Source organism: Burkholderia sp. HAN2018 (assembly GCF_024704855.1).
GTDB lineage: Bacteria > Pseudomonadota > Gammaproteobacteria > Burkholderiales > Burkholderiaceae > Burkholderia > Burkholderia cepacia.
The window spans coordinates 1-26,093 of sequence record NZ_QOBB01000032.1 but is presented as its reverse complement, the minus strand read 5'-3'; the positions used below and the strand labels follow the sequence as shown (position 1 = coordinate 26,093).

At 65.5% G+C, this 26,093-nt stretch carries 22 protein-coding genes; 2 read left to right on the top strand and 20 right to left on the bottom strand.

Annotated elements, in window-relative coordinates; all coding sequences use genetic code 11:
• Positions 1 to 44: 44 nt before the first annotated feature.
• The 18 genes from lpxC to coq7 all read right to left on the bottom strand — a co-directional run bounded on the left by lpxC (position 45) and on the right by coq7 (position 20,211).
• The gene (gene lpxC, locus DPV74_RS10895) at positions 45 to 962 is read right to left on the bottom strand and encodes a UDP-3-O-acyl-N-acetylglucosamine deacetylase (RefSeq protein ID WP_027788449.1); all 918 of its coding nucleotides are present in this window, start codon (positions 960 to 962) and stop codon (positions 45 to 47) included.
• 240 nt (positions 963 to 1,202) lie between these two features.
• Positions 1,203 to 1,709 (bottom strand): peroxiredoxin, encoded by a 507-nt coding sequence (locus DPV74_RS10890; protein ID WP_060194642.1) that lies wholly within the window; start codon positions 1,707 to 1,709, stop codon positions 1,203 to 1,205.
• 188 nt (positions 1,710 to 1,897) lie between these two features.
• The gene (gene ftsZ / locus DPV74_RS10885; protein ID WP_021159911.1) at positions 1,898 to 3,094 is read right to left on the bottom strand and encodes a cell division protein FtsZ; all 1,197 of its coding nucleotides are present in this window, start codon (positions 3,092 to 3,094) and stop codon (positions 1,898 to 1,900) included.
• A 113-nt stretch (positions 3,095 to 3,207) separates the two neighbouring features.
• Positions 3,208 to 4,440, bottom strand: a complete 1,233-nt coding sequence (gene ftsA, locus DPV74_RS10880) for a cell division protein FtsA (protein ID WP_006487138.1) — start codon at positions 4,438 to 4,440, stop codon at positions 3,208 to 3,210.
• Positions 4,441 to 4,466: 26 nt separating this feature from the next.
• The gene (locus DPV74_RS10875) at positions 4,467 to 5,219 is read right to left on the bottom strand and encodes a cell division protein FtsQ/DivIB (RefSeq protein WP_021159912.1); all 753 of its coding nucleotides are present in this window, start codon (positions 5,217 to 5,219) and stop codon (positions 4,467 to 4,469) included.
• A 19-nt stretch (positions 5,220 to 5,238) separates the two neighbouring features.
• Positions 5,239 to 6,180 (bottom strand): D-alanine--D-alanine ligase, encoded by a 942-nt coding sequence (locus DPV74_RS10870; RefSeq protein WP_021159913.1) that lies wholly within the window; start codon positions 6,178 to 6,180, stop codon positions 5,239 to 5,241.
• A gap of 1 nt (position 6,181) precedes the next feature.
• Entirely contained in the window at positions 6,182 to 7,579 is a 1,398-nt protein-coding gene (murC, locus tag DPV74_RS10865) for a UDP-N-acetylmuramate--L-alanine ligase (RefSeq protein ID WP_059586549.1), read from the bottom strand.
• Positions 7,576 to 8,679 (bottom strand): undecaprenyldiphospho-muramoylpentapeptide beta-N-acetylglucosaminyltransferase, encoded by a 1,104-nt coding sequence (murG, locus tag DPV74_RS10860; RefSeq protein WP_021159915.1) that lies wholly within the window; start codon positions 8,677 to 8,679, stop codon positions 7,576 to 7,578. Before murG ends, murC begins: the two co-directional genes overlap by 4 nt.
• Positions 8,676 to 9,959, bottom strand: coding sequence for a putative lipid II flippase FtsW (gene ftsW / locus DPV74_RS10855; RefSeq protein WP_021159916.1), 1,284 nt, complete (start codon positions 9,957 to 9,959; stop codon positions 8,676 to 8,678). The genes murG and ftsW overlap by 4 nt, the downstream gene beginning before the upstream one ends.
• Positions 9,956 to 11,470, bottom strand: coding sequence for a UDP-N-acetylmuramoyl-L-alanine--D-glutamate ligase (murD, locus tag DPV74_RS10850; RefSeq protein ID WP_027788452.1), 1,515 nt, complete (start codon positions 11,468 to 11,470; stop codon positions 9,956 to 9,958). The genes ftsW and murD overlap by 4 nt, the downstream gene beginning before the upstream one ends.
• A 28-nt stretch (positions 11,471 to 11,498) precedes the next feature.
• Positions 11,499 to 12,668: a phospho-N-acetylmuramoyl-pentapeptide-transferase gene (mraY, locus tag DPV74_RS10845; protein ID WP_006477019.1), complete on the bottom strand. Its 1,170-nt coding sequence runs from the start codon at positions 12,666 to 12,668 to the stop codon at positions 11,499 to 11,501.
• Between the two features lie 16 nt (positions 12,669 to 12,684).
• On the bottom strand, positions 12,685 to 14,091 hold the full coding sequence (murF, locus tag DPV74_RS10840; protein ID WP_119337139.1) for a UDP-N-acetylmuramoyl-tripeptide--D-alanyl-D-alanine ligase: 1,407 nt from the start codon (positions 14,089 to 14,091) through the stop codon (positions 12,685 to 12,687).
• Complete coding sequence (locus tag DPV74_RS10835; protein ID WP_119337138.1) at positions 14,088 to 15,626, bottom strand: UDP-N-acetylmuramoyl-L-alanyl-D-glutamate--2,6-diaminopimelate ligase; 1,539 nt, start codon at positions 15,624 to 15,626, stop codon at positions 14,088 to 14,090. The genes murF and DPV74_RS10835 overlap by 4 nt, the downstream gene beginning before the upstream one ends.
• Positions 15,623 to 17,470 carry a penicillin-binding protein 2 gene (locus DPV74_RS10830; protein ID WP_027788455.1) on the bottom strand — a complete coding sequence of 616 codons (1,848 nt, stop codon included), beginning with the start codon at positions 17,468 to 17,470 and terminating at the stop codon, positions 15,623 to 15,625. The genes DPV74_RS10835 and DPV74_RS10830 overlap by 4 nt, the downstream gene beginning before the upstream one ends.
• A complete protein-coding gene (ftsL, locus tag DPV74_RS10825) occupies positions 17,467 to 17,808 on the bottom strand; it encodes a cell division protein FtsL (protein ID WP_021159919.1) in 342 nt (113 codons plus the stop codon). The genes DPV74_RS10830 and ftsL overlap by 4 nt, the downstream gene beginning before the upstream one ends.
• Positions 17,805 to 18,746: a 16S rRNA (cytosine(1402)-N(4))-methyltransferase RsmH gene (rsmH, locus tag DPV74_RS10820; RefSeq protein WP_060318884.1), complete on the bottom strand. Its 942-nt coding sequence runs from the start codon at positions 18,744 to 18,746 to the stop codon at positions 17,805 to 17,807. Before rsmH ends, ftsL begins: the two co-directional genes overlap by 4 nt.
• Before the next feature lie 23 nt (positions 18,747 to 18,769).
• A complete protein-coding gene (gene mraZ / locus DPV74_RS10815; protein WP_119337137.1) occupies positions 18,770 to 19,198 on the bottom strand; it encodes a division/cell wall cluster transcriptional repressor MraZ in 429 nt (142 codons plus the stop codon).
• Between the two features lie 386 nt (positions 19,199 to 19,584).
• A complete protein-coding gene (gene coq7 / locus DPV74_RS10810) occupies positions 19,585 to 20,211 on the bottom strand; it encodes a 2-polyprenyl-3-methyl-6-methoxy-1,4-benzoquinone monooxygenase (RefSeq protein WP_027788457.1) in 627 nt (208 codons plus the stop codon).
• 276 nt (positions 20,212 to 20,487) lie between these two features.
• Between coq7 and DPV74_RS10805 the strand changes: the two genes are divergently transcribed.
• The gene (locus tag DPV74_RS10805; RefSeq protein WP_027788458.1) at positions 20,488 to 21,639 is read left to right on the top strand and encodes a porin; all 1,152 of its coding nucleotides are present in this window, start codon (positions 20,488 to 20,490) and stop codon (positions 21,637 to 21,639) included.
• A 282-nt stretch (positions 21,640 to 21,921) separates the two neighbouring features.
• On the opposite strand, the gene DPV74_RS10800 is transcribed toward DPV74_RS10805, so the two are convergent.
• Both DPV74_RS10800 and DPV74_RS10795 read right to left on the bottom strand, forming a co-directional pair.
• Positions 21,922 to 23,595: a long-chain fatty acid--CoA ligase gene (locus DPV74_RS10800; RefSeq protein WP_119337135.1), complete on the bottom strand. Its 1,674-nt coding sequence runs from the start codon at positions 23,593 to 23,595 to the stop codon at positions 21,922 to 21,924.
• A 136-nt stretch (positions 23,596 to 23,731) separates the two neighbouring features.
• The gene (locus DPV74_RS10795; RefSeq protein ID WP_119337134.1) at positions 23,732 to 25,807 is read right to left on the bottom strand and encodes a molybdopterin-dependent oxidoreductase; all 2,076 of its coding nucleotides are present in this window, start codon (positions 25,805 to 25,807) and stop codon (positions 23,732 to 23,734) included.
• A 209-nt stretch (positions 25,808 to 26,016) separates the two neighbouring features.
• Between DPV74_RS10795 and DPV74_RS42110 the strand changes: the two genes are divergently transcribed.
• A partial coding sequence (locus DPV74_RS42110; RefSeq protein WP_346341597.1) for a transposase occupies positions 26,017 to 26,093 on the top strand: 77 nt, incomplete at its 3' end.

Below are 26,093 nucleotides of genomic sequence, written 5' to 3'. Positions count from 1 at the left end.
AGCAGCCCGAAGGCTGCTTTTTTGTTGCTTGCGCCGAACACAGTTCAGGCGAAGGCCGTCTGCGCGTCGAACGCGAAACCCTTCGGCGCGGCCTGCGGATCGTCGAACGTGACGATCTCGTACGCATCTTCGTTCGCAAGCAGCTCGCGCAGCAGCGCGTTATTCAGCCCGTGGCCAGACTTGTACGCCGTGTACGACGCCAGCAGCGGATGGCCGATCACGTACAGGTCGCCGATCGCGTCGAGCATCTTGTGCTTCACGAACTCGTCGTCGTAGCGCAGCCCGTCGTTGTTCAGGATGCGGTACTCGTCGAGCACGATCGCATTTTCCATGCTGCCGCCGCGGGCGAGGCCCATCTCGCGCAGCATCTCGGCCTCGTGCGCGAAACCGAACGTGCGTGCGCGCGCGATCTCGCGCACATACGACGTATTCGCGAAATCGACCTCGAGCTCCTGGCCGGTCTTGTCGACGGCCGGGTGACGGAAGTCGATCGAGAATTTCAGCTTGAAGCCGAAGTACGGATCGAGACGCGCGAACTTGTCGCCGTCACGGATTTCAACCGTCTTCTTCACCTTCACGAAACGCTTCGGCGCGTTCTGCTCCTCGATCCCGGCGGACTGGATCAGGAACACGAAGGTCGCCGCGCTGCCGTCCATGATCGGGATTTCCTCGGCCGTCACGTCGACATAGAGGTTGTCGATGCCGAGGCCGGCACATGCCGACATCAGGTGCTCGACGGTCGACACGCGCACGCCATCCTTCTGCAGCACCGACGCGAGCCGCGTATCGCCGATCGACGTTGCCGCCGCGGGAATGTCGACGGGCGTGGGAAGGTCGACGCGGGAGAACACGATGCCCGTGCCCGGTGCGGCGGGACGGAGCGTCAGCTCGATCTTGCGGCCCGAGTGGACACCGATACCCACGGTCTTCACGATGGATTTGATGGTGCGCTGCTTCAGCATGATGTTCTTCGTCGTGATTGAAGATATCAATCAGGAGTTATATTCAATAGGAGGGATTATAGCGTAATTCCCTATTCAACGCAGTTTGAAACTGCGTATCAATCTGTTTCGGCTGTTTACCCCTGCCGATACGGGACGGGCCGATGCCCGGAACGGAGGCGTTTCCGGTCATCAGCCCGTGTTACAACTGCCCTGAGGCCGGTGAGCAGCGTTGCCGGCAGGCAACGGCGCACCGCACGATCAGGACGTCAACGTCGCGAGAACACTCGCCGCATCGCTCACTTCGAATTTGCCCGGCGCCTCGACGGCCAGCGTCTTGACCACACCGCCGTCAATCACCATCGCGTAGCGCAGGGAACGAATCCCCATGCCACGCGCGGACAAATCCTGCGTCAGCCCCAGCGCATGAGTGAAAGCCGCGCTGCCGTCCGCCATCATGCGCACCTTGCCCGCGGTGTGCAGATCACGTCCCCATGCGCCCATCACGAATGCGTCGTTGACGGACACGCACCAGATCTCGTCGATACCCGCCGCGCGCAGATGCTCGGCGTGTTCGACGTAGCCCGGCACATGCTGCGCCGAACAGGTCGGCGTGAAAGCGCCCGGCAATCCGAAGATCACCACCCGCTTTCCCGCAACCTGATCGCGCACGCTGCAGGCGTTCGGCCCCAGCGTGCACCCTTCGCGCGCGTCGTCGATGTACTCGAACAGTTGCGCGTCGGGCAGCGCGTCGCCCACTTGAATCATGGCTGGTCCCTCATAGCGATACGGTTTTTCAGCGTGTCGCGGACAGCACGGCCCATCCCGCCCCGCTTGTGCGGAGAGGGCACGTTTCCCGGCCCGGCGTCGCAGCCGACGCGGCCTGTCGTGGTCCGTAGCATCCGTCACGCCGGCGATACCGCGGCAGTTTCGCCGCGGCTTCGCCTGTGTTTGCGTCAGTCAGCCTGCTTGCGCAGGAAAGCCGGGATGTCGTACGTGTCGACACCCTTCTCCTGCAGCGCCTGCACGTGCGATGCCGCGGTTTCACGCGAATTGCGCCACACCGCCGGCGTATCGAGTGCGCCGTAGTCGGCCGTGCTGACGTGATGCGCCGGTGCATAGCCGTGCGACACTGCGCTGACCGGCTGGTTGTCCGTACCCGTGCGCAGCAGCGTCATCGGTGCCGACTGCTGCTTCTTCGCCGCACGGCCCAGACCCGTTGCCACGACCGTCACGCGCAACGCATCGCCCATCGCGTCGTCGTACACCGCACCGAAGATCACCGTCGCATCTTCCGCCGCGTAGCTCTTGATCGTGTTCATCACTTCGCGCGTTTCCGACAGGCGCAGCGAACGGCTCGACGTGATGTTGACCAGCACGCCGCGCGCGCCCGACAGGTCGACGCCTTCGAGCAGCGGGCTCGCCACGGCCTGTTCCGCCGCGAGGCGCGCGCGATCGACGCCGGCGACCGTCGCCGTGCCCATCATCGCCTTGCCCTGCTCGCCCATCACCGTCTTCACGTCTTCGAAGTCGACGTTCACGAGGCCATCGACGTTGATGATTTCAGCGATGCCTGCCACCGCGTTGTTCAACACGTCGTCCGCGCACTGGAAGCACTTGTCCATCTCGGCGTCGTCGCCCATCACGTCGAACAGCTTGTCGTTCAGCACGACGATCAGCGAGTCGACGTGATCCTCCAGTTGCTGCGAACCTGCTTCAGCGACGCGCATGCGCTTGCCGCCTTCGAACTCGAACGGCTTGCTGACGACACCGACCGTCAGGATGCCCATCTCCTTCGCGATCTGCGCGACCACCGGTGCCGCGCCCGTGCCCGTCCCGCCGCCCATGCCGGCCGTGATGAACACCATGTGCGCGCCGCGCAGTGCGTCGGCGATGCGCTCACGCGCTTCTTCCGCTGCCGCACGGCCCATTTCCGGCTTCGCACCGGCGCCGAGGCCCGTATTGCCGAGCTGGATCACCGACGATGCGCGCGAACGCGACAGCGCCTGCGCATCCGTGTTCATCACGATGAAATCGACGCCCTGCACGCCGCGGTTGATCATGTGCTGGACGGCATTGCCGCCAGCGCCGCCAACGCCGACCACCTTGATGATGGTGCCGTTGGTCTCGGTTTCCAGCATTTCGAATTCCATGTTGCCTCCGTCAAGAGAAAAACTGCTAATCGGCCGTTATTCGGCAGGAGATCGGGCAACCCCCTGTCGCGCGCCAGCCGCCGGCACCAGCGCGAATTTCGAGATTCGGTTTGTCAGAAGTTGCTCAGGAACCATTCCTTCATCCGCGAGAACACCTGCCCCGCGTTGCCGGACTGCACGGCGACCTTGCGGCCGCGCATGCGCTGGGCACTGCCTTCGACGAGCAGCCCCATCGCCGTCGAGTAGCGCGGATTGCGCACGACGTCGGAGAGGCCGCCTGCATACTCCGGCGCGCCGATGCGCACCGGTTTCAGGAAAATGTCTTCGCCGAGCTCGACCATGCCGGGCATCATCGACGCACCGCCGGTAATGACCACGCCGGAGCTCAGGAGTTCTTCGTAACCGGATTCGCGCACGACCTGCTGCACGAGCGAGAACAGTTCCTCGACGCGCGGCTCGATCACGGCCGCGAGCGCCTGGCGCGACAGCGTGCGCGGACCGCGTTCGCCGAGGCCCGGCACTTCCACCATTTCGTCCGGGTCGGCGAGCGCCTGCTTCGCGATCCCGTAGCCGACCTTGATGTCTTCCGCATCCGGCGTCGGCGTGCGCAGCGCCATCGCGATGTCGCTCGTGATCTGGTCGCCGGCGATCGGAATCACCGCGGTGTGGCGGATCGCGCCTTCGGCGAAGATCGCGATGTCCGTCGTGCCGCCGCCGATGTCGACCAGCACCACGCCGAGATCCTTCTCGTCTTCCGTCAGCACCGCCAGCGACGACGCGAGCGGCTGCAGGATCAGGTCGTTCACTTCCAGCCCGCAGCGGCGCACGCACTTGACGATGTTCTGCGCGGCGCTCACCGCGCCCGTCACGATGTGCACCTTCACTTCCAGCCGGATGCCGCTCATCCCGATCGGCTCGCGCACGTCTTCCTGGCCGTCGATGATGAATTCCTGCGTGAGGATGTGCAGCACCTGCTGGTCGGTCGGGATGTTGATCGCCTTCGCGGTCTCGATCACGCGCGCGACGTCGGTCTGCGTGACTTCCTTGTCCTTGATCGCGACCATCCCGCTCGAGTTGAAGCTGCGGATGTGGCTGCCGGCGATCCCCGTGAACACGTTGGTGATCTTGCAGTCGGCCATCAGCTCGGCTTCCTCGAGCGCGCGCTGGATCGACTGCACGGTGGCCTCGATGTTGACCACCACACCTTTCTTCAGACCCTTCGACTCGCTCTGGCCGAGACCGATCACCTCGTAGTGACCTTCGCCTTTCAGCTCGGCGACGATGGCCACCACCTTCGACGTGCCGATGTCGAGGGAAACCAGCAGATCCTTGTAGTCTTTGCTCATAAAGTGCTCTTGCGTGTGATCTCTCGTTACTTCTTGCGCTTGTCGGTATCGGTCAGGAACCGCATGCCTGCCGCGCGAATCGCGAATCCGTTCGGATAACGCAGGTCCGCGTACTCGATGTCGTTGCCCCAGCGCTCCGTGACCGCCGGCCAGGCGGCGACCAGGCGCTGGCTCCGGTCATGCAGCGACTCGCTGTTGCGTTCCTTGCCCAGCTCGACCTGCATGCCGTTCGACAGCTTCACCGTCCACGCGTACCGCGCCGACAGCGTCACTTCTTCCGGCGCCGCCTTCAGCGGCGCAAACCATTTCCCGAAGTCGCGATACCGCGTGACGACTTCCTTCGCACTGCCCTCCGGGCCGTCGAACGCCGGCAGTTCCTGATCCAGCTCGCCCTGGTTCGCGGTGAACAGCTCGCCGTCGACGCTCACGAGCTGGTCGCTGCCCCAGGTCCCGAGCGGTTTGTACTCCTCGAGCGTGACAGCCAGCGCATTCGGCCACACCCGGCGCACGCTCGCATGGCGCACCCAGGGCATCTGCTCGAACGCGGCGCGCGCGGCGTCGAGATCGACCGTGAAGAAATTGCCCTTCAGCCGGCCGACCACGCCCGCGCGTACCGTCGGCGAATTGATGTGCTCGGTGTCGCCGTCGATCCGGATTTCCCGCAACGCGAACGTCGGGCGCTGGATCAGCCAGTAGCAACCGGCCGCCGCCAACACGAGCAGCAGCAGCGCGTACAGCGCGCTGGCGGCAAGGTTGAGTTGGCGAACGTTGTTCCACATACGTCGTTCCGTTCCTGCGTCAGTCGTTGAGCGTGAGCGACAGCACCTTCACGACCAGCTCCGAATAGCTGATGCCGACCGCGCGCGCGGCCTTCGGCGGCAGCGAGTGGTCGGTCATGCCCGGTGCGGTGTTCACTTCCAGGAAGTACGCATTGCCATCGGCGTCGAGCATGAAGTCCGCGCGGCCCCAGTCGGTGCAGCCGAGCACGTCGAACGCACGGCGCGCGACGCGCTTGAGCTCCGCTTCCTTGTCGGCGGGCAGCCCGCACGGGATCAGGTATTGCGTGTCGTTGGCGATGTACTTCGCGTGATAGTCGTAGAACTCGCCGGCCGGCACGATCTTGATCACCGGCAGGTCGAGATCGCCGGCGATGCATGCGGTGTATTCGCCGCCGCCTTCGATACTCTTCTCGACGATCACGATCGGGTCGTGCTTCGCGGCTTCCTCGAGCGCAGCCGGCAGCGCATCGGCCGTCTTCACCTTCAGCACCGCGACGCTCGAGCCCTCGCTCGCCGGTTTCACGAACAGCGGCAGGCCGAGCTTCGCGACGATGTCCGTCGCGCGCGCCGCGAGGTCGTCGCCGCGCAGCACCGTCTCGAACGGCGGCGTCGGCACGCCCGTCTGCTGCCAGACGAGCTTCGTGCGGAACTTGTCGAGGCCGAGCGCCGACCCGAGCACACCGCTGCCCGTGTAACGGATCCCGTAGAAATCGAGCGCGCCCTGGATCTGGCCGTTCTCGCCGTAACCGCCGTGCAGCGCATTGAACGCACGCACGAACCCTTCGTCCTTCAGCGCCGCCAGCGGGCGCTCGGCCGGGTCGAACAGGTGCGCGTCGATGCCTGCGTCGCGCAGGCCCTGCAGCACGAGCTGGCCGGACGTGAGCGAGACCTCGCGCTCCGAGGACTCGCCGCCGAACAACACCGCCACCTTGCCGAAACGTTTCGGATCAATCCCGCTCATGTCATGCCTTCTGTTGAGTGTGCTGCGCGACCTTCGCCGGCACGCCGCCGATCGAACCCGCGCCCATCGTGATCACCACGTCGCCGTTCTGCGCGACCTTCGCCAATGCGTCCGGCACGTCGTCGACCGTCGCGACGAACACCGGGTCAACCTTTCCTGCCCCGCGCAGCGCGCGCGACAGCGCGTCGCCGTTGGCGGTCGAGATCGCGGCCTCGCCGGCCGCGTAGACTTCCGTCAGCACCAGCGCATCGACCGTCGACAGCACGTTGACGAAATCGTCGAAGCAATCGCGCGTGCGCGTGTAGCGGTGCGGCTGGAACGCCAGCACGAGGCGACGCCCCGGGAACGCGCCGCGCGCGGCCGCGATCGTCGCGGCCATCTCGACCGGGTGATGGCCGTAGTCGTCGATCAGCGTGTACTGGCCGCCGTCCGCGGTCGGCACCTCGCCGTAGCGCTGGAAACGCCGGCCGACGCCGTTGAATTCGGCCAGCGCCTGCTGGATCGCGTCATCCGTCACGCCGAGGTCGGTCGCGATCGCGATCGCCGCGAGCGCGTTCTGCACGTTGTGCAGGCCCGGCATGTTCAGCACCACCGCGAGCGGTGCACGCCCTTCGCGGATCACCGTGAAATGCATCCGGCCGTCGCGCGCGTCGATGTCTTCCGCGCGCACCTGCGCGTCCGGCGACAGTCCGTAGCGCACGACCGGCTTCGAGATGAACGGGATGATCTGCCGCACATTCGGATCGTCGACGCACACGACCGCGCTGCCGTAGAACGGCAGGCGCTGCGTGAATTCGATGAACGCCTGCTTGAGCCGCGCGAAATCGTGGCCGTAGGTGTCCATGTGGTCGGCATCGATGTTCGTGATGACTTCGATCACCGGATACAGGTTCAGGAACGACGCGTCCGACTCGTCGGCCTCGGCGACGATGAAATCGCCCGTGCCGAGCCGCGCGTTCGCGCCGGCGCTGATCAGCCGCCCGCCGATCACGAAAGTCGGGTCGAGGCCGCCCGCGGCGAGCACGCTCGCGACGAGGCTGGTGGTCGTGGTCTTGCCGTGCGTGCCGGCGATCGCGATGCCCTGCTTCAGGCGCATCAGCTCGGCGAGCATCACCGCGCGCTGCACGATCGGCACGCGCTTCGCGCGCGCGGCCAGCACTTCCGGGTTGTCCGAGCGCACGGCCGTCGATACGACGACCGCGTTCGCGCCCTCGATGTTCGCCGCGTCGTGGCCGATCGCGATCCGTGCGCCGAGCGCCTGGAGACGATCGGTCACCGCGTTGCGCGAGAGATCCGAGCCGCTGACCTCGTAGCCGAGGTTGACGAGCACTTCGGCGATGCCGCTCATGCCCGCGCCGCCGATCCCGACGAAATGAATGTGTTTGACGATATGTTTCATTGCAATATTTCCAGGTTCGCGCCGGCCGCCTTCGCGCACACGCGCGCGACTTCGTCGGTGGCCTCGGGCTTCGCCAGCGAGCGCGAACGTTCCGCCATGTCCGCGAGCGATGCCCGCGACTGGCCGCGCAGCCAGTCGGCGAGCAGTTCCGCCGACAGGTCGCGTTGTTGCACCAGCACGGCCGCGCCCGCATCGGCGAGGAACGCGGCGTTGCTCGTCTGGTGATCGTCGACCGCGTACGGGAACGGCACGAACAGCGCCGCCACGCCCACCGCCGCGATCTCCGACACCGTCATCGCGCCCGACCGGCAGATCACGAGATCCGCCGCCGCATACGCGGCCGCCATGTCGTCGATGAACGGCACGAGCCGCACGTCTTCGCCGGCCGCGAAACCGGCCGCTTCGTAATTCGCCTTCAGCGCGTCGATGTGCTTTGCGCCGGCCTGATGCACGATGCGCGGGCGTTCACCCGGCGTCAGCATCGCCAGCGCGCGCGGCACGACTTCGTTCAGCGCGGCCGCACCGAGGCTGCCGCCGACGACCAGCACGTTCAGCGGGCCGCTGCGCGACGCGTAGCGTGCTTTGGGCGCTTCGGTACCGGCAAGTTCCGCGCGAATCGGGTTGCCGGTCCATTCCGCGTGCGGCAGCGCGCCGGGGAATGCGACGAGCACGCGTTTCGCAAATTTCGCGAGCACCTTGTTCGTCAGGCCCGCGATCGAATTCTGTTCATGCAGCACGAGCGGACGCCCCGACAGCGCCGTCATCACACCCGCCGGGAACGTGATGTAGCCGCCCATCCCGAGCACGACGTCGGGCCGCACGCGGCGCAGCGCGGCGAGGCTCTGCCCGCATGCGCGCAGCAGGTTGAACGGCAGCGTCAGCTTGGTCTTCAGGCCCTTGCCGCGCAGCCCGCCGAACCGCACGTATTCCATCGGAATGCCGTGTTTCGGCACGAGCGTCGCTTCCATCCCGGCCGGATTGCCGAGCCACACGACGCGCCAGCCCGCCGCCTCCATCCGGTGCGCGACCGCGAGCCCCGGGAACACATGGCCCCCGGTGCCGCCTGCCATCACCATCAGCGTGCGTTGCGACGCGGTCATACCTTCCCCCCGCGCATCAGCACCCGGTTTTCATAGTCGACCCGCAGCAGCACCGCGAGCGCCACGCAGTTCAGCAGAATGCCGGAACCGCCGTAGCTCACGAGCGGCAGCGTCAGGCCCTTGGTCGGCAGCAGCCCGAGGTTCACGCCCATGTTGATGAAGGTCTGCGCGCCGAACCAGATGCCGATGCCCTTCGCCATCAGGCCCGCGAACGTGCGATCGAGTGCGAGTGCCTGGCGGCCGATCTCGAACGCGCGGCGCACGATCCAGTAGAACAGCAGGATCACGACCAGCACGCCGACGAAACCGAGCTCCTCGCCGATCACCGCGAGGATGAAGTCGGTATGCGCTTCCGGCAGGTAGTTCAGCTTCTCGACGCTGCCGCCGAGGCCGACACCGAACCACTCGCCGCGTCCGAACGCGATCAGCGAGTGCGTGAGCTGGTAAGCCTTGCCCTGCGCGTAGCGCTCGTCCCACGGATCGAGGTACGCGAAGATCCGCTCGCGACGCCACGGCGACAGCCACACGAGCATCGTGAAGGTGCCGACCGCCGTCGCGACGAGGCCGCCGAACAGCTTGCCGTTCACGCCGCCGAGGAACAGCACGCCCATCGCGATCGCCGCGACGACCATGAATGCGCCCATGTCCGGCTCGAGCAGCAGCAGCGCACCGACCAGGCCGACCGCGAACGCCATCGGCAGGAAGCCCTTCGCGAAGCTCTGCATGTATTCCTGCTTGCGCACCGTGTAGTTCGCCGCGTAGATCGTCACCGCGAGCTTCATGATTTCCGACGGCTGCATGTTCGTGATGCCGAGCGGAATCCAGCGGCGCGCGCCGTTCACGCCCTTGCCGACGTGCGGGATCAGCACGATCACGAGGCCGACCAGCGCGATCAGGAAGAGATGCGGCGCGTATTTGTCCCACGTCGACACCGGCACCCGGAACGCGATCACCGCCGCGATGAACGCGACGACGAGCGATACGCAGTGGCGCATCAGGAACGCGTAATCGTGATACGCCGCGTATTTCGGCGAATCGGGCATCGCGATCGACGCCGAATACACCATCACGACGCCGAGCCCGAGCAGCGCAATCGCGACCCACAGCAGCGAGTAGTCGAAGTCGAGCATCCGCGAACGGCTCGGGCGCACGCCGTTGACGACGCTCGCGAGGCCGCCGGTCGCGGCGCGCGTGGCCGACGCGACGCGGCCGCCCGCGGCATTGCCGCCGGTGTCGCGCCGATCGTTGAAACGGGAGACGAGGCGATCGGACCAGCTCATGGCGTCGCTCCTTTGTCGATGGCGATTTCGTCGACCGCCGCGCGGAACACATCCGCGCGATGGGCGTAGTTCCTGAACATGTCGAGGCTCGCGCATGCAGGCGACAGCAACACCGCATCGCCCGGCTCGGCGAGGTCGGCCGCCGCGTGCACCGCGCCTTCGAGCGTCGTGTGGTCGGCGAGCGGCACGCCCGTTTCGGCGAGCGTGTCGCGGATCGCCGGCGCGTCACGGCCGATCAGCATCACCGCGCGGCACCAGCGCGCGACCGGCGCGACCAGCGGCGCGAAGTCCTGGCCCTTGCCGTCCCCGCCCGCGATCAGCACGATCTTCTGGGCGAGCCCGTCGAGCGCGGCAACCGTCGCGCCGACGTTCGTGCCCTTGCTGTCGTCGACGTAGTCCACGTCGTCGATCGTCGCGATCACTTCGACGCGATGCGCTTCGCCGCGGTACTCGCGCAGCGCGTGCAGCAGCGGCGCGGCCGGCAGGTCGATCGCGCGTGCGAGCGCGAATGCGGCCAGCGCGTTCGCCGCGTTGTGCAGCCCGCGGATACGCAGTGCGTCGGCCGGCATCAGGCGCTTCTGCGCGATGTCGGGCGTGTGCGCGGCATCGCGCTTGCGCCGGCGGCTCGTCGTCGCCGCTTCGTCCGGTGCATCGCGATCGACGGCTTCCACCAGCCACGCGATGCCGTTGTCGCGCGACAGACCGTAGTCGCCGTCCTGCACCGGTTCGTTCAGGCCGAACGTGACCGTACGCGGCGCGTCGGCCGCGCCGGCTGCCGGCGCGAACTTCATCACTGCCGCATCGTCGCGGTTCAGCACGCGCGTCGTCGTCGCGCCGAAGATCCGGCCCTTTGCTTGCGCGTACGCTTCGAAGCTGCCGTGCCAGTCGAGGTGGTCCTGCGTGATGTTCAGGATCGCGGCCGCATCGGGCGCGAACGTGCGCGCGGTCTCGAGCTGGAAGCTCGACAGTTCGAGCACCCATACGTCCGGCAGCGCGGTTTCGTCGATCGCGCCGGCGAGCCGGTCGAGCATCGCCGGGCTGATGTTGCCCGCGACCGCGACCTTCTTGCCCGAGCGCTGGCACAGCAGGCCCGTGAGGCTCGTCGTCGTGGTCTTACCGTTGGTACCCGTGATCGCGAGCACCTTCGGCTGGTAGCCGCTCGTGCCGAGCGCACGCAGCGCCTGCGCGAAGAATTCCAGCTCGCCCCACACCGCGATGCCGCGCTCGTTCGCGGCCGCGACCAGCGCCGCGAGCGCCGGTTCGAGCGGCGACAGCCCGGGGCTCAGCCCGACGAGCTCGATGCCGCCGTCGAGCAGCGCAGGCGTGAACGCCCCGCCGACGAACTCCGCATCGATGCCTTCGGCCTGCAGCGCGGCAAGGTTCGGCGGCGCCTCGCGGGTATCGGCAATGCGCAGCCGGCACCCGTGCCTCGCGCACCATCGCGCGATCGCGAGACCCGATTCCCCGAGCCCCAGTACGAGCACCATCGGCCGTTGCCGATCTCCAAACATCTCGCCAGACATCCTTGTTACCTTTCCTTTACCGCAGCTTGAGGGTGGTCAGACCGAACAGGCACAGCATCAGCGTGATGATCCAGAAACGCACGACCACCTGCGTTTCCTTCCAGCCGGACAATTCGAAATGGTGATGCAGCGGCGCCATCTTCAGCAGGCGCCGCCCTTCGCCGTAGCGCTTTTTCGTGTACTTGAACCACGACACCTGCAGCATCACCGACAGCGTTTCCGCGACGAAGATGCCGCCCATGATGAACAGCACGATTTCCTGGCGCACGATCACCGCGACCGTGCCGAGCGCGCCGCCGAGCGCCAGCGCGCCGACGTCGCCCATGAACACCTGCGCGGGGTGCGTGTTGTACCAGAGGAACGCGAGCCCTGCCCCGCCCATCGCGGAACAGAAGATCAGCAGTTCGCCCGCGCCCGGGATATGCGGGAACAACAGGTATTTTGAATAGACCGCACTGCCCATCACGTACGCGAACACACCCAGCGACGCGCCGACCAGCACGACCGGCATGATCACGAGGCCGTCGAGGCCGTCGGTCAGGTTCACCGCGTTGCTCGCGCCGACGATCACGAAGTACGTCAGCACGATGAAACCCCACACGCCGAGCGGATAGCTGATCGACTTCAGGAACGGCAGCATCAGGTCGGCGCGTGCCGGCAGCCCCATCGACAGGCCGCTCCTCACCCACGCCATGAACAGGTCGAACACGCGCACGTTGTTCGCCTCGGACACGCTGAAGGCGAGATAGACAGCGGCGAACAGCCCGATCACCGATTGCCAGAAATACTTCTCGCGCGACGACATCCCGCGCGGGTCCTTGTGGACGACCTTGCGGTAATCGTCGACCCAGCCGATCACGCCGAAACCGAACGTGACGAGCATCACGATCCAGATGAAACGGTTCGTCAGGTCGCCCCACAGCAGCGTCGCGACCGCGATGCCGATCAGGATCAGCACGCCGCCCATCGTCGGCGTGCCGGACTTGACGAGGTGCGTCTGCGGGCCGTCCTTGCGCACGGCCTGACCGACCTTCATTTGCGTCAGCTTGCGGATCACCCACGGTCCGCACACGAGCCCGATCCCGAGCGCGGTGATGGTGGCCATCACCGCCCGGAACGTGAGGTACGTGAACAAGCGCAAAAAGCTTGCGTCTCCTTGCAGCCATTGCGCCAGCGCCAGCAGCATGCTTCCTTCCTTCTACTCAGTGTGCAGCGGGCGCCGTGCCCGCTGCGGGTTGGTTCGTCAGCGCGTCGACCACGCGCTCCATCTTCATGTACCGCGAGCCCTTCACGAGCAGCGTCGCCTGCGCGCCGTAACCGGCCGCGAGCAGCGCCGCCACGAGCGCGCCGACGTCGTCGAAGTGGCGTGCCGTGTCGCCGTACGCCGTGCACGCATCTCGCGATGCGTCGCCGAGCGCGAACAGCGCGTCGATCCCGCGCTCGCGCGCGTATGCACCGACCTCGCGATGGAAAGCCGGCCCTTCGTCGCCGACCTCGCCCATGTCGCCGATCACCAGCACGCGCGGCGCCGGTTGCGTGGCGAGCACGTCGATCGCGGCACGCATCGAATCGGGATTCGCGTTGTACGTATCGTCGACGACCGTCGCACCCGCGAGGCTGCCCGCGATCGCCTGCTTCACCTGCAGCCGGCCCTTGACCGGCTCGAACGATTCGAGACCCTGCTTGATCGCCGACAGCGCGACGCCGGCGCCCAGCGCCGCGGCCGTGGCGGCCAGCGCGTTGCGCGCGTTGTGCTCGCCGAGCGCGCGCAGCCGCACCGCGACGGCGCCCGCGGGCGTATCGATCGCGAGTTCGCCGCCGTGAAGACGGCCCGTGACCTGCGCGTCGTTCTGCCGTTCGGCATCGTGCAGCGCGAAATCGAGGACCCGGTTGCCGGTCGCCGCGACGCGCCAGATGCCCGCATACGCGTCGTCGGCCGGGAACACCGCAACGCCGTCCGGCGGGAGCGCGTGAATCACGGCCGCATGTTCGAGCGCGACCGCTTCGACCGTCGCCATGAATTCCTGGTGCTCGCGCTGCGCGTTGTTGACGAGCGCGACCGTCGGCGCCGTGAGACGCGCGAGGACTTCGGTCTCGCCCGGATGGTTCATCCCGATCTCGATCACCGCGAGACGATGTGCGGCCGACAGGCGCAGCAGCGTCAACGGCAGGCCGACGTCGTTGTTCAGGTTGCCGGCCGTCGCGAGCCGCGCGTCGGCGCCGACCGCCGCCGCGAAGATCGACGCGATCATTTCCTTGACGGTCGTCTTGCCGTTGCTGCCCGTCACCGCGACGAGCGGCAGCGCGAATCGTTTGCGCCAGCCATGTGCCAGTGCGCCGAGCGCGGCACGTGTTTCGCCGCCTTCGATCGCCGGCATCGTGACGCCCGCCGGCACGTGTGCGACGAGCGCCGCCGCCGCACCGCGCGCAGCGACATCGCCAAGGAAGTCGTGCGCGTCGAAGCGCTCGCCTTTCAGTGCGACGAACAGGTCGCCGGGGCCGACTGTGCGGCTGTCCGTCGACACGCGGTCGAACGTGACGCCCGCATCGCCGTGGACGGTTGCGCCGGGAATCAGGCGAGCGGCTTCGCCGAGACTGAGCATCGTCATTCGGCGCCTCCCTTGCCGTGCGTCGCGCGCGCTGCCAGCGCGAGCCGCGCGTGATCCTGGTCGGAGAACGTACGCTTCTTACCCATGATTTCCTGCGTGCCCTCATGGCCCTTGCCGGCCAGCACGACGACATCCTCGCGTGCGGCGCCGCGCACGGCCTGCAGGATCGCGCTCGCGCGATCCTCGATACGACGTGCGTGATCGGCCGCGGTCATGCCCGAGACGATCTGGTCGATGATGCGCTGCGGATCCTCGCTGCGCGGGTTGTCGCTCGTGACGACGGTCTCATCGGCGAGCCGCTCCGCGATCGCGCCCATCAGCGGGCGCTTCGTCGCATCGCGATCGCCGCCGCAGCCGAACATGCAGACGAGCCGGCCGCCGCGCGCCGTGGCGATCGGGCGCAGCGCGTCGAGCGTCTTTTCGAGCGCGTCGGGCGTGTGTGCATAGTCGATCACGACGAGCGGTTCGTCGTTCTGCAGCCGGCCGCCGAGCCGCTGCATCCGTCCGTTGACGGACTCGAGCCGCGCGATCTCGGCGAGCGCCGCGTCGAACGGCAGGTCGGCCGCGAGCAGCGAGCCGAGCACCGCGAGCAGATTGCTGACGTTGAACGTGCCGAGCGTGCCGACCTCGACGTCCGCTTCACCCCACGACGAACGCAGGTGGAACGCCGTGCCGGTCGCGGTGGCGCGCACGTCGAGTGCGACCAGCTCGCGATCGGCGTCAGGCGCCGGTGCGTCGCCGATCCCGTACGCGATCGTACGCACGCGGCCGGCGAGCTTCGCGAGCAGGCGCCGACCGGCTGCATCGTCGCGGTTGACAACTGCCGCGCGCAGGCCGCGCCACGCGAACAGCTTCGCCTTCGCGGCCTCGTACGCATCGAACGTGCCGTGATAGTCGAGGTGATCCTGCGTGAGGTTCGTAAACACCGCGATGTCGAAACCCGTGCCGTTCACGCGCCCTTGGTGCAGCGCGTGCGACGACACTTCCATCGCCACGGCCTTCGCGTCCGCGTCGCGCAACTGCGCGAGACTGCGCTGCAGTTGCGGCGCGTCGGGCGTCGTGAACCCCGTCGGCACGAGCTGGCCGGGCATCCCGGTGCCGAGCGTGCCGATCACCGCGCACGGCTGGTGCAGCGCCGTCAGCGCGGCGGCGATCCATTGCGTGCACGAAGTTTTGCCGTTCGTGCCGGTCACGCCCACCGCAAGCAGGCTGTCGCTCGGATTGCCGTACCAGCCGCTGGCGATCTCGCCGGCGAGCTGGTCGAGCGCCGGCACGGCCAGTGCAACGGGCACCGCCGGCGCCGCGGCCAGCCCTTCCGGCTGATACAGTACGGCGGCCGCACCGCGCGCGACGGCATCGACAATGAAAGCGCGGTTGTCGGCCCCGTCAACCGCATAGGCAAAAAACACGTCGCCGGCCTTGAGGCTGCGCGTGTCGGCATGCAGTTGCGCTGCGGGGGCCACATGCTGATGCAGCCACGCAAGCGCGGCTGCGATCTGCTGATGCGCCGGATGGGAACTGCGAGCGGCGCTCATCGAACAACTCCTGGTGAATTACGCGTCGTGCTGGACACGATCATATGCTTCGCACCGCCACCTGCGGCCAGCTTTTGCGGCCCCGCTGCGGAAGGTGCTGCCGGCGAATCGTCAGACACGACGAGTTGCTTGATCGGCATGTTCGGCGGCACGTTCAGCGCACGCATCGTGTCGCCGGCGATCGCCGAGAATACGGGGCCGGACACCTGGCCGCCGAAGTGGCTGCCGGCGGTCGGCTCGTCGACCGACACCGCGACGACAATGCGCGGATTCGGCATCGGCGCCATCCCGACGAACGACGCGCGGTACTTGCGCGTGTAGCCGTGCCCCTCATGCTTGTACGCGGTACCGCTCTTGCCGCCGACGCGATAGCCCGGCACGGCCGCATCGGGCGACGTGCCGCCCGGCGCCACCACCGTTTCGAGCATCGCGCGCACTTCGCGCGCGGTGGTCGGGTTGAACACCTGCGTGCCCACGACCGGCTGATTGGGGTCGGTCTTGAAAATGGTCACGGGCATCAGCTCGCCGTCATGCGCGATCGCCGTGTACGCGCGCGCAAGCTGGAACAGCGACACCGACAGGCCGTAGCCGTACGACATCGTCGCCTGCTCGATGCGACGCCAGCTCTTCCACGGACGCAGGCGGCCGGCCACCGCGCCCGGGAACCCGACCTTCGGCGCCTGGCCGAGGCCGATGCTCGTATACATATTCCACATTTCCTCGGGCCGCATCGTCATCGCGATCTTCGTCGCGCCGATGTTGCTCGACTTCTGGATCACGCCGCCGACCGTCAGCGTGCCGAAACCCGCGTCGTCGGTGATCGGTGCGCCGTCGAGCACGAAATGCCCGTTGCCCGTCTCGACGAGCGTGTTCGGCGTCACGCGGTGCAGGTCGAGCGCGAGCGACACCGTAAACGGCTTCATGATCGAGCCCGGCTCGAATACGTCGGTCATGATCCGGTTGCGCAACTGCTCGCCCGTCATGCGCGAGCGGTCGTTCGGGTTGTACGTCGGGTAATTGACGAGCGCGAGCACCTCGCCGGTGCGCACGTCGACGACCATCGCCGCGCCGGCCTTCGCCTTGAACTTCTCGACGGCGGCCTTCAGGTTCGCGTACGCGATGTACTGGATCTTGCTGTCGATCGACAGGTCGACGTCGGTGCCGTTGTGCGGCGGAATCTGCTCGGCGACATCCTCGACGATGTGCCCCAGCCGGTCCTTGATCACGCGACGCACGCCCGACGTGCCGGACAGCATCTTCTGGTCGCCGAGCTCGACGCCCTCCTGCCCTTCGTCCTCGACGTTCGTGAAGCCGATCAGGTGAGCGGTGATCTCGCCTTCCGGATAGAAGCGCTTGTACTCGTTGCGCTGATAGATACCGGGAATGTCGAGGGCGGCAACCTTGTCCGCGACGTCGATCGGCACCTGGCGCTTCACGTAGACGAAACCCTTGTCTTCCGACAGCTTCACGCGCAGTTCCTTCGACGTCATGCCGAGGAGCTTGCCGAGCTGGTTGACCTTGTCGGCATCGAGATCGTCCGGCACCGCGTCGGGAATCGCCCAGATCGCGCGCACGGGCAGGCTCGTCGCGAGCACGAGCCCGTTACGGTCGAGGATCTTGCCGCGCGTCGCCGGCAGCTCGAGCGTGCGCTGGTAGCGGCTTTCGCCCTGCTTCTGGTAGAACGCGTTGCCGGGCCCCTGGATCCAGAACGCGCGCGCGGCCAGCGCGACGAACGCCATGAACAGCAGGAACACGACGAGCTTCGAGCGCCACATCGGCAGATGCACGCCCAGCACCGGGCTCGACGAGAACTTCACGTTCTGGCGCTTCTGGGACGGCTTCATCGCGCGCCTCCCTTGCCCTTGCCGGCCGTGTCCGCCGATGCCGGGATCGGTGCATCGATCGCCTTCGCCGCGCCCGGCGGCAGCGTCAGGTATTGCGTGCGGCCGGTCGAGATCGGCTGCATCTTCAGCGAATCGTTCGCAAGCTGCTCGATGCGCGACGTCTTCGACAGCGCGCTCTGCTGATATTGAAGCTGCGCGTAGTCCTGCTGGAGCTGACGCTCCTGCGACTGCGCGCGCTGCAGCTGGATGAAGATCTGGCGCTGCTGGTTCGTCGAATTGACGACCGACAGCGCGCAGCCCATCACGATGATCAGCAGGAAGATATTGAAGCGGCTCATGGCGTGACGCGCTCCGCAATGCGCATCACGGCCGAGCGGGCACGCGGGTTCGCGGCGACTTCCGCTTCACTCGGAAACTGGCGGCTGATGATCTTGAGCGGCGGGCTCGGGAGGTCGACGGCGCGGATCGGCAGGCGACGATCGACCGCAGGCGCACTCGCGTGCGCCTGCATGAATCGCTTGACGATCCGGTCCTCGAGTGAATGAAAGCTGATGACCACCAGCCGCCCCCCTTGCTCCAGCAACGACAGTGCCGCGTCTAGTACGACTTGCAGGTCCGCAAGCTCTTGATTGACGTGAATCCGTATAGCCTGAAAGGTGCGGGTTGCCGGATCCTTGCCCTTCTCACGGGTTTTGACGACGTGACCCACGATTTGGGCAAGCTCGCCCGTGGTGTCGAGAGGCCCAAGACGGTCGGACTCTGCCCGGCGAGCAACAAGCGCCTTTGCAATCTGAAAAGCAAACCGTTCTTCCCCATAATCCCGTATCACCTCCGTCAATTCCTGCACCGAAGCCCGTGCGAGCCATTCCGCCGCCGACTCGCCGCGCGTCGGATCCATCCGCATGTCCAGCGGGCCATCGGCGCGGAAGCTGAAGCCGCGCGCCGGATCGTCCACCTGCGGCGAGGACACGCCCAGGTCCAGCAACACACCCGACACCTTCTCGACGCCGCACGCCGCAAGCGCGTCGCGCATCGATGCAAAGCTGTCATGCACGATCGAGAAGCGCGCATCCTCGATGCCCTGCGCCGTCTCGATCGCTCGCGGGTCCTTGTCGAACGCAATCAGCCGCCCGGCCGGCCCCAGCCGCGCGAGCACCGCACGGCTATGACCGCCGCGCCCGAACGTGCCGTCGACATAAACGCCGTCCGGCCGCGTCACGAGCGACTCGACCGCTTCATCCAACAGCACCGTCCGATGCCGCAATTCGTTTCCCATCGCGGGCGTCTCCGTCACCGCAATCAGAACGTGAAATTCTTCAGCGCGTCGGGCATGCCCTGCGCCATCGCCGCCTGCTCCTTCGCGTTGTAGGTCTGCGAATCCCACAGCTCGAAGTGACTACCCATTCCCAACAACATGACTTCCTTTTCCAGTCCAGCTGCCATGCGCAGCTCGGGCGATACAAGAATCCGGCCGGCGCTGTCGAGATCGGCATCCATCGCATTGCCGAGAAAAATGCGCCGCCACCAGTGCGCGTCCATCGGCAGCGCGGCGATCTTGGCGCGGAATACTTCCCATTCGGGGCGCGGAAACAGCAACAGGCAGCCGTCCGGGTGCTTGGTCACAGTCACCCGTCCTTCTGCCTGTCCTTGCAGCGCTTCGCGATAGCGAGCCGGCACCGACATCCGCCCTTTCGCATCGAGCGTCAGCGCCGACGCCCCTTGGAACACTTTCCGCTCTCCCGTTCAGGGCACCGAAGCACCCGCTCAATGCTGAGAATTTAGCCGGAATAGCCCGCCAAATCACACAAAAATACACTTTCTCACACTGTCTCCCACTTTAGAGGAAGGGTGTGGCACGGTCAAGGGAGCGGCCCGCTTTTTTGACGAATTTTGTTAGTTAGAACAAGGACTTACGCGCACATGCTCATGCTGCCCCTCATTCCAAAAACCGTTATAAATGAATGAGCTAGTGCAACTTGTGAAGGTGATACGTGAGAAAGACGGGCCAGACGGGTGTGCGGACGGGGCTTTCGGGGGCGGGAAAACGAGGAATAAACGGGCGGTATCAGCGGCGGGGAGCCGGGGCGACGTCACGCATCGCCCCGGTGCGAATCTCACAGATAGTACGCAGTGCTCGTCATGACTTTCGACGCGGCGCGCATCAGCATTCGCGCGGGCAGCGGCAGTTCGATCCCGCCTGCGTCGGCGGCGGCCTTGCCGTGCTTCACCTCGTCGATACGCATCTGGTCGACGATCGCGCGCGACGCGGTATCGGCCGCCGGCAACTCGGACATATGGCCTTCGAGATGGCTCTCGACCTGCCGTTCGGTCTCTGCCATGAAGCCGAGACTGACCTTGTCGCCGAGCGCGCCAGCCGCCACGCCGATCGCGAGCGAACCCGCATACCAGAGCGGGTTCAACAGGCTCGGGCGCGAGTCGAGCTCTTTCAGGCGGTGTGCGGTCCACGCGAGGTGATCCTCCTCCTCGCGCGCGGCTTCCTCGAACATCGCCTTCGCGGATGCCGTGCGCGCGGTGAGCTTCTGCGCCTGGTACAGCGCCTGAGCGCAGACCTCGCCGACGTGGTTCACGCGCATCAGCCCGGCGGCATGCGTACGCTCCGCGGGCGTCAGTTCGACGGCGGGCGCCTCGGCCGGCGCGGGCACCGGCCGGCTCATCCGGCTAATGCCCGTCAGCGACCGCAGGCCGCGATCGAATTCGCTGATCAGTTCATCAAACACCATCCTGTTCTCCTGGCTGCATGTGCCGCCGCGAGCGGCAAGGGCACGAGTCCGCTGCGTAACCGACTTGATTATTCAGCGGAAATTGCGGTTAACCCGTGATTTTAACCATTGTTGCATAAAGGAAACATGGCGGCCTTGAGCTGCGGCATTTCGCTTTGTGGCAAAAACCGGTTTTGCTACATTACGTGCGACTTCTTGCGAAGTTGATGGGGCCCGTCAACAGAACATAACTATCCGCCCCGCCAGAAAAATTCAGTGATTTTTGGAGATCCGTTAATGAAAAAGTCGCTTCTCGCGCTCGTCGCGCTGGGCGCGTTCGCTGGCGCTGCCCATGCGCAAAGCAGCGTGACGCTTTACGGCATCATCGATGAAGGCCTGCTCTTCAACAACAATGCGGGCGGCAAGCACCTGTACAGCATGGCCAGCGGCGTGATGCAAGGCAGCCGCTTCGGCCTGCGCGGCACCGAAGACCTCGGTGGCGGCCTGAAGGCGATCTTCACCCTCGAAAACGGTTTCGACGTGAACAGCGGCAAGCTCGGTCAGGGCGGCCTGATGTTCGGTCGTCAGGCTTACGTCGGCCTGTCGAGCCAGTACGGTACGGTCACGCTGGGTCGTCAATACGACTCCGTCGTCGACTTCGTCGGCCCGCTCGAGGCAGGCGATCAGTGGGGTGGCTACATCGCCGCTCACCCGGGCGACCTTGACAACTTCAACAACGCCTATCGCGTGAACAACGCGGTCAAGTTCACGAGCCAGACCTATGGCGGCTTCTCGTTCGGCGGCCTGTACAGCTTCGGCGGTCAGGCAGGCCAGTTCTCGAAGAACCAGGTCTGGTCGCTCGGCGCAGGCTACAACAACGGCCCGCTGGTCTTGGGCGTCGGTTACTTGAACGCACGTACGCCGAACCAGTTCGGCGGCATGTTCAACAACGGTTCCGCGTCCTCGTCGGTCTCGTCGCCGATCTATGGTGCGTACGCGAACAACGCGAACACGTACCAGGTCATCGGTGCAGGCGGCGCATACACGTTCGGTGCAGCAACGATCGGCGCGACGTACTCGAACACGAAGTTCAAGGGCTTCTCGGCAGGCCCGTTCGTGAACCAGACCGCGACGTTCAACAACGGCGAAATCAACTTCAAGTATCAGCTGACCCCGGCGCTGATTCTCGGCGCGGCGTACGACTACACGCAAGGCAGCAAGATCGACGGCAACTCGGCAGCCAAGTACCACCAAGGCTCGCTGGGCGTCGACTACTTCCTGTCGAAGCGCACCGACGTCTACGCGATCGGCGTGTACCAGCACGCATCGGGCAACGTGCTCGACGCGAACGGCGACGTGATCAAGGCAACCGCGTCGATCAACGGTCTCGCCGGTTCGAGCACCAGCAACCAGGTCGCGGCACGCGTCGGCATCCGTCACAAGTTCTAATCAGCTTGCCTGACAAGCCGCAGCATATTGAAGGCGCCTCCGGGCGCCTTTTTCTTTTTGCGGGGCAGAACCGCAAAGCCGGAGCGCGGCGAATCGCGCCGGGCGTTGCGCGCTCGTCGTTGGGGGCCATGCCGCTTGCCTCTGCAGCCATCGAAACGCACGGCCGCCGCCGCAAAGCCCATTCCGGAGGCGGTCTCGTTCGGAGACAAACCTCCTCGGGGCCGCACTGCAAACAAAAAGGCCCGGCATGTGCCGGGCCTTTCCCTTCGATCGACCGCGGCGTCACGCGCGTCCGTCGCGCAATTCGCGCCGCAGGATCTTGCCGACGTTCGTTTTCGGCAGCTCCGTACGGAACTCGACCAGCTTCGGCCGCTTGTAGCCAGTGAGGCGCTCCTTGCAGTAGGCGAGGATGTCCTTGTCGGTGAGCGCCGGGTCCTTCTTCACGATGAACAGCTTCACGGCTTCGCCGGAATGCTCGTCGGGCACGCCGACCGCCGCCACCTCGAACACGCCCGGATGCGACGCCACCACGTCCTCGACTTCGTTCGGGTACACGTTGAAGCCCGATACGAGAATCATGTCCTTCTTCCGGTCGACGATCTTCACGTAACCCCGCGCATCCATCACGCCGACGTCGCCCGTCTTGAAGAAGCCGTCTGCGAACATGACCTTCGCGGTCTCGTCCGGCCGGTTCCAGTAGCCGGCCATCACCTGCGGCCCGCGGATGCAAATCTCGCCGGGTTCGCCGAGCGCGACGTCGTTGCCGGCATCGTCGCGAATCGCCACTTCGGTCGACGGCAGCGGCAGGCCAATCGTCCCGCTGTATTCGGTCGCCGCCACCGGGTTGCAGGTCGCGACCGGCGACGTTTCGGACAGCCCGTATCCTTCGATGATCGCCGTATGGGTCTTTTCATACCAGCGTTTCGCGACGCCTTCCTGGATCGCCATGCCGCCGCCGTTGGCGATCACGAGCTTCGACAGGTCGAGCTGATTGAATTCGGGGTGGTTCAGCAGTGCGTTATACAGCGTGTTGACCGCCGGGATCGTCGAGATCTGGTAGCCCTTCAGCTCCTTGATCATGCCGGCGATGTCGCGCGGGTTCGGGATCAGGATGCCCATGCCCCCGGTACGCATCGTCAGGAAACCGCAGACGGTCAGCGCGAACACGTGATACAGCGGCAGCGCGACAACGGTCACGAACTGTTTCACCTCCGGAAACTTCTCGTGAGCCGGATGATGCCAGGCGCCGGCCTGCAGCACGTTCGACACGATGTTCCGGTGCAGCAGCGTCGCCCCCTTTGCTACGCCTGTCGTCCCGCCCGTGTATTGCAGGAACGCGACGTCATCGGGGCCGATCTTCTGGGCCTTGAATGCCTGCCGAGCGCCTTCCGACAGCGCGGCCTTGAAGCGCGTGAACGACGGCAGTTGCCAGGCCGGCACCATCTTCTTCACGTTGCGCACGACGTAGTTGACGAGCCATCCCTTGATGCCCAGCAGATCGCCCATCGACGCGACGACGACGTGCTTGACGCTCGTATTCGCGATGACAGCCTGCAGCGTCGACGCGAAATTCTCGAGGATGACGATCGCCTCCGCGCCGCTGTCCTTCAGCTGATGTTCGAGCTCGCGTGGCGTGTAGAGCGGATTGACGTTGACGACGGCGTAGCCTGCGCGCAGTACCGCGGCGATCGCCACCGGGTACTGCAGCACGTTCGGCATCATGATCGCAACGCGCGCCCCGCGCGCAAGACCGCGCGATTGCAGCCAGGCGCCGAACTGGCGCGACAGCTTGTCGAGTTCGCCGTACGTGATGCCCTTGCCCATGCAGACGAACGCCGTGCGGTCGCGGTACTGGCGGAAGCTTTCGTCGAGCAGGTCTGGAACAGAGGGGTACGGAGACGCGTCAATTTCGGCTGGAACGCCGGGTGGGTACGATTTCAGCCAAATTTTGTTCATACTGCGCGTCTCCTCACGGATTTTCGAATGATCGTGCTAAAACGCATCGTAACGGCTCGCCCGTCCCGATACAACAGGGTTAGATGTCCACTTCGAACTTCCGTGGAGATTCGTCGGATGATACGGTGATATTCGGTCAAATGCGTTCAACTTCCACAAGGCAATCGTAAAACGTCGCCGAATTGCCGAGATCGGTGAGCGCCTGGCTCGTCACCTCGTTCGCGTTCCTGCCGTCCGGCGACAGCTTCTTCCACCAGATCGACAACCCGACGACGAGCCCTGCACGTGCGCGATCGGTAATTCTCGCGAGCGCCTGCATCGAGCCGCGGTCGTTGAAGATGCGGACGAGATCGCCCTCCGCGATGCCCCGTGCATCGGCATCCGACGGGTGAATGTCGAGATGCGGTTCGCCTTCGGTATGACGCAGGCTGTCGACGTTCACGAACGTGCTGTTCAGGAAGTGACGGGCCGGCGGCGAAATCATCGCGAGCGGATAGCGCGCGGCGAGCTCGGGTGCCGCCTCGGCCGATTCGAACGGCGGCAGGTAGTCGGGCACAGGGTCCACGCCCATCTGCTCGAGCCGCGGGCTGTAGAACTCGCACTTGCCGGACGGTGTACGGAAACCGCCGTTCGCGAACGGCGCCTCCGGCAGCTTGAGTTTCAACCAGCCGTCGCGCTTCAGCGTGTCCCAGTCGCTATCGAGTGCCGGATCGTCCCAGCGGAGGGCCACGCGCGCGACCTCTTCGTCGCTGTGATAGAGCGCGGGCTCGTCCAGCCCCATGCTGCGCGCGATCCCGCGGAAGATCTCCGTGTTCGGCCGCGCGTCTCCGACCGGAGGAATCGACGGCAGGTTCGCCATCACGTAGGTGTGGCCATACGATTTGTGAATGTCCAGATGCTCGAGCTGCGTGGTTGCCGGCAGCACAATGTCGGCGAAATCGGCGGTATCTGTCTTGAAATGCTCAAGAACCACCGTGAACAGATCGTCACGCGCGAACCCCGCCGCGACTTTCGAGGAATCCGGCGCGACCGCCACCGGATTCGAGTTGTACACGATCATCGCTTCGACCTTCGGTCCGAAGGTGGCATCGCCCGGGTGCAACAGCGCATCGCCGATCGCGTTCATATTGATGATGCGCGGCAGTTTGTGCGGCCAGCCCGGCATCAAGTCCGGGCGCAGCAACGCAGCCTGGTTGACCGGCGCGGATTCCGACGATGAGAGCAACAGTCCGCCGGCCCGATCGCGCCATGCACCCGTCAGCGCCGGCAGACTTGCGATCGCCCGTACCGCGTTGCCACCGCCGCGGACGCGCTGCATGCCGTAGTTCAGGCGGATCGATGCCTTCCGGGTAGCGCCGTAACGACGCGCAAGATCGATCAACTCCGACGCGTCGATGCCGCAAATCTGCGCGACACGATCCGGCGGATAGGACATCGCACGTTCCTTGAGTGCGTCGAAACCGAGCGTATGGTTGGCGATGTAGTCGTGATCGAGCAGGTCTTCGGTAATCAGCACGTGCATCATGCCGAGTGCGAACGCGCCATCGGTACCCGGTTTCAACGCAATATGCTGATGACACTTCTCCGCTGTCAGCGAACGGTACGGATCGATGGCGACAAGACGGGCGCCTCTGCGCTTCGCTTCCTGCGCACGCGTCCAGAAGTGCAGACTCGACGCGATCGGGTTCGCTCCCCATATCAGAATCAGTTCGCTTTCCTCGAAATGCTCGAGATGCATACCGAGACTGCCACCATATGTGTACCGTAACCCCGCGGCACCGGCCGCCGCGCAGATCGTGCGCTCGAGCCGCGAGGCGCCCAGTTTGTGGAAGAACCGCTGGGCGATGCCCTCCCCTTGCACGAGCCCCATCGTCCCCGCATAGCTGTACGGCACGATCGCTTCCGGTGCGCGCGCCGCGATTTCACCGAGACGACGGCCGATCTCGTCGAACGCCTCGTCCCAGCTGATCGGTACGAAATGCCCTTCCCCTTTGGCGCCGATGCGCTTGAGCGGAACGGTGAGGCGATCGGGATGATGAACGCGATCGGCGTATCGGCTGACTTTCGTGCACAACACGCCTTGCGTCGGCGGATGGTCAGGATCGCCCGTGACCTTGATCGCCTTGCCGTTTTCGACGGTCACACGCATTGCGCACGTGTCCGGACAATCGTGCGGGCAAACGGCCCGGGCTACCTGAATCGCGGCGTTCATCGTTTTGAGTGCTTAGATGGGGGTTCGCAAATTTTACGTGGACACGCCGAATAAAGCGTTCATTTCGTTCGGATTCTGGGTTATCTGACCAAAAAGCGATTGGAGGAAGCCGGGGGTAGTTTCGGTTACACCACGTGTCATTGACCTGCCCCCTGCAAACAGGGCCAGCTGGAGTCTAGTAAAGTTCGTTTTCGGAGAAGAAGACGAACATGAAGAAGCGCTTTACGGAACAGCAAATCATCGGGTTTCTGAAGGAAGCCGAAGCCGGTATGGCAGTCAAGGAACT